The sequence below is a fragment of the Candidatus Chloroploca asiatica genome (genome assembly GCF_002532075.1).
GTDB classification, from domain to species: Bacteria; Chloroflexota; Chloroflexia; order Chloroflexales; family Chloroflexaceae; genus Chloroploca; species Chloroploca asiatica.
This window is the reverse complement of record NZ_LYXE01000005.1, coordinates 1-1,842: the sequence shown is the minus strand read 5'-3', so window position 1 is coordinate 1,842 and position 1,842 is coordinate 1. Positions and strand designations below refer to the sequence as shown.

1 protein-coding gene is annotated in these 1,842 nt (G+C 62.4%); it reads left to right on the top strand.

Annotated features, from left to right (window positions below):
* Positions 1-135: 135 nt before the first annotated feature.
* On the top strand, positions 136-1,797 hold the full coding sequence (locus A9Q02_RS00220; protein WP_097650333.1) for an IS1182 family transposase: 1,662 nt from the start codon (positions 136-138) through the stop codon (positions 1,795-1,797).
* Positions 1,798-1,842: the final 45 nt, after the last annotated feature.

Here is a 1,842-nt window from a genome sequence, read left to right as displayed (position 1 = left end):
AGATACTGTTGGCGAACCCCAGGCTAGGAGCCACGCAGGCGAACATTGCCCTACCCAAACGCGGTTGCAGCGGGTATGATCTGGGATAGCCTGCGGGGTTGGAACCCGCAGTGAGTACCAGAAGGAGGGGACACGATGAGTATGCATGAACCATTGCTGGGCGACTATCCGATCCCTGAGGAGACCGCGCGCATTGCCCGACAGGTGTTTCCCAAGGGCAATGTGTATATGCAGCTTCGTGACCACTTCGGTATGCTCTACAACAACGCTGACTTCGCCCACCTCTTTGCCCGTGAGGGCCAACCTGCCCTTGCCCCTGCCCGTCTCGCGCTCGTCACCGTCATGCAGTATATGGAGGGCATCAGTGACCGTCAGGCTGCCGACTTCGTCCGCGACCGGATCTCTTGGAAATACGCCCTGGGGCTCCCCTTGGATGACCCGGGCTTTGACTTCTCGGTGTTGAGCGAGTTTCGGGCACGGCTCCTCACCAGCGATGCCGAACGGCTCCTCTTCGATACGGTGCTGGAGCTCTTTCGCCAGGAGGGCTTGCTGAAAGCCCGCGGCAAGCAGCGCAGCGATTCGACGGCCGTGCTGGGGGCGGTGCGCATGCTCCATCGCCTTGAACATGTGGGCGAGACCCTGCGCCACGCGCTCAATACCCTGGCCCACCTCGCCCCCGCCTGGCTGCGCCAGGTCGCCGACCCAGCCTGGGTGGAACGCTATGGGCATCGCATCGAGCAATATCGCTTCCCAAAGGCCGAGGCGCAGCGCCAGGCGCTGGCCGTGACCATCGGGCAAGATGGCTACCAGTTGCTCACCGCATGTTGGAGCCCAGACGCACCCGACGGCGTCCGCAGCCACCCCGCCGTGGAAACCCTGCGCCGCGTGTGGCTCCAGCAATACTATCGCAGTGATGCCGCTGAGTCTCCGGAGGTGTCCTTACGCCTGACCAGCGAGCAACCACCATCAGCGCAGATCATCAGTTCCCCCTATGACCCGGAGGCGCGCTATACCACCAAGCGCGAGACCAGGTGGGTGGGCTACAAACTGCACCTGACCGAAACCTGTGACGACGAGACGCCCAACCTGATTACCCATGTTGCCACCACGCCCGCCCCCCAGGCGGACTGCACGATGACGGCGCCGATCCAGGAGGCGTTGGCCGCCAAGGAACTCCTGCCGCAGGAACACTATCTGGATCGCGGCTATGTCGATGCCGACCACATCGTGCAAAGCGCCCGTACGCATCAGATCGAGCTGGTGGGGCCGGTGATCACGGATCCATCCTGGCAAGCCCGTACTCCCGGTGGGATCAGTCTCGCCCAGTTTGTCCTGGATTGGGAGGCGCAGCAGGCGATTTGTCCGCGGGGCATCGCCAGTCAATCCTGGTCACCCGCGCAGGATCAGCATGGGAACGAGATGATCGTGATCCACTTTCCGCGCTCCGCCTGTCGGGCCTGTGATGACCAGGCGAATTGTACGAAAGCCAAGGATGGGGCACGCACGTTGAGCGTTCGCCCACAGGCCCACCATGAAGCGATCCAGATGACCCGTACCCAGCAACAAACGGGGGCGTTTCGGAAGAAGTACCGACGGCGCGCGGGGATTGAAGGCACCTTTACACAGGCGAATCGCCGCTGCGACCTGCGCCACGCACGCTACATTGGGTTGGCAAAAGTCCGGCTCCAACATCTGATTACCGCGATTGCGCTCAATCTGTTTCGTGCGCTCGCCTGGCTCGCCGAGGTGCCTCGCGCACAAACGCGAACCTCAGCGTTTGCCAAACTCATGGGCTAGATGCTCTGAGCGGGCTTCCTATGGTGGGTTCGCCAACAGTATCTC

Bases quoted from the DNA above. Each gene is read 5' to 3' on its own strand.
- A9Q02_RS00220 (WP_097650333.1), top strand. From the start codon at position 136: ATGAGTATGCATGAACCATTGCTGGGCGACTATCCGATCCCTGAGGAG.